Source organism: Lactobacillus equicursoris DSM 19284 = JCM 14600 = CIP 110162, from assembly GCF_001434815.1.
Lineage (GTDB): Bacteria > Bacillota > Bacilli > Lactobacillales > Lactobacillaceae > Lactobacillus > Lactobacillus equicursoris.
Map to the genome: position 1 here is coordinate 1 of NZ_AZDU01000100.1, position 1,630 is coordinate 1,630.

Genomic DNA, 1,630 nt, shown 5'->3' on the forward strand with positions numbered 1-1,630 from the left:
TATGAGGAGACGGTTAATCAGCTTTTAAGTTTTAAAGGTACAGGAATCAGCAAATCTATTCAGCAGAAAAGTGTCCATGAAAAAAAGCCACCATTCTCGCTGAAGGCACTCAGTAAGGGTGGAAATTTTGATACAAATACATTATCTGACAAAGGACGCTCATTCTTAGTGAATGAGCGTTTTTTAGATCCCAAATATGTTGATAACCTGGCTAAAGCTGGTTTAATCAGTTCAGATAATAAAGAAAATGTCTTATTTAAATGGACTGATCCAAATAACGTGGCCAATATTGTTGGTGCGGATGTCCAGGGGACTTACAGACAGCCATTTGAAAAGCGTTTGAACCAGGCTACGGGTAAACTTGGACGCCCATATTACAAAGGGATAGCGGCTAATTCAAGTAGCACAGGCGGCTTTCGTGTTCCCATATTTCAAGACTTAACCAAACCACTACGGCTGTATGTAACCGAATCTCCGATTGAGGCTCTCAGTTTGATTGAGCATAATCTCAAAACCAACGACCCGGAGAAGGCCATATATTTCTCACAGAGCGGTTTAAAATATGATGCTATGAAGGAACAGATTGAATCACTCACGCCCTTTGTAAAGGACAATGAGCAGTTAGAGGTTGTGTTTGCAGTTAACAATGACGAACACGGTCGTGAGTATGTAAAAGATAGTTTAAAAAAAATGAAGGCTGAAGACTTTGAGATGCACCCATTTCTCCAGATGCCAAACATCAACAACGGTGATTGGAATGAAGTTTTGGAACTAGAAAAAACCGGCCAGCTTAAATCGCGATTAACTAAACAAAAAGATCTCAAACAAGCCCAGGCATTACTTCAGAATGAAAAGGTTGTTGTTGAGGATAAAAAATCATTAAATCCGCTAAATCGGTTGATCCCTGGTGCGAATAATTCTGTCAAAAAAGAAACGTCCCAACAGCTTGAGGTTACACGATGAAGAAATGGCTATCCAAAAAAATCGTGTTGATTTTGATGGGGGTCGCGCTAGGTTTTGGCGCTCTCTATTGTACCCTGGTAGTTGTCAACACTGTTCTTATTTCGGCAATTTCTGTGCTAACTGCGAATGAAATGAACAAAGATAATACCGGCTGCTCGACTGTATCTAGTGGGGGGAGTGGTGCAACTTCATTAGTCGATAAAGACTTTAATAGCATGCAATTTCAGGCCTACATGCTTAAAAATGGCGGTGCGCTTGGACCACATGCTCAGGATATTGTTGATGTCTCAAATGAAGCGGGAGTCAGTGTGTATTTAACGGCCGCGATCATGATGGTTGAATCTGGCCGTGGCACCTCAAGTGCTTGCCGAATTGATAATAACCCCTCTGGTATGTCAATCAATGAGGTACCAATCCACTACGGTAGCATGAAAGAGGGCATGGAGGCTTCTAAGAAGACGTTGCACAACCTGGTAGTCGAACGTGGGTTAAACACGCTGGACAAACTAGGCCCCGTCTATTGTCCTCCTAACACGGCTAACTGGATCAAGATGGTTGCGTCATTTATGGCCGAAATGAAAAATACAAAGAACTTCAGTCAAGGTGAAACAATCGGTCAAATTGGCGGTGGCTGTAATCCCAATGATATTTCTGTTTCAGGCGAAAA

The 1,630-nt window shown here is 42.0% G+C and carries 1 protein-coding gene and 1 pseudogene; both read left to right on the top strand.

Annotation, left to right across the window (positions count from 1 at the left end):
* Positions 1-963 (top strand): toprim domain-containing protein (locus FC20_RS09445; protein WP_056945394.1); only part of this gene is annotated, 963 nt, incomplete at its 5' end.
* A pseudogene (locus FC20_RS09450) lies at positions 960-1,630 on the top strand (glucosaminidase domain-containing protein); the annotation flags it as partial. The gene FC20_RS09445 and the pseudogene FC20_RS09450, both read left to right, overlap by 4 nt.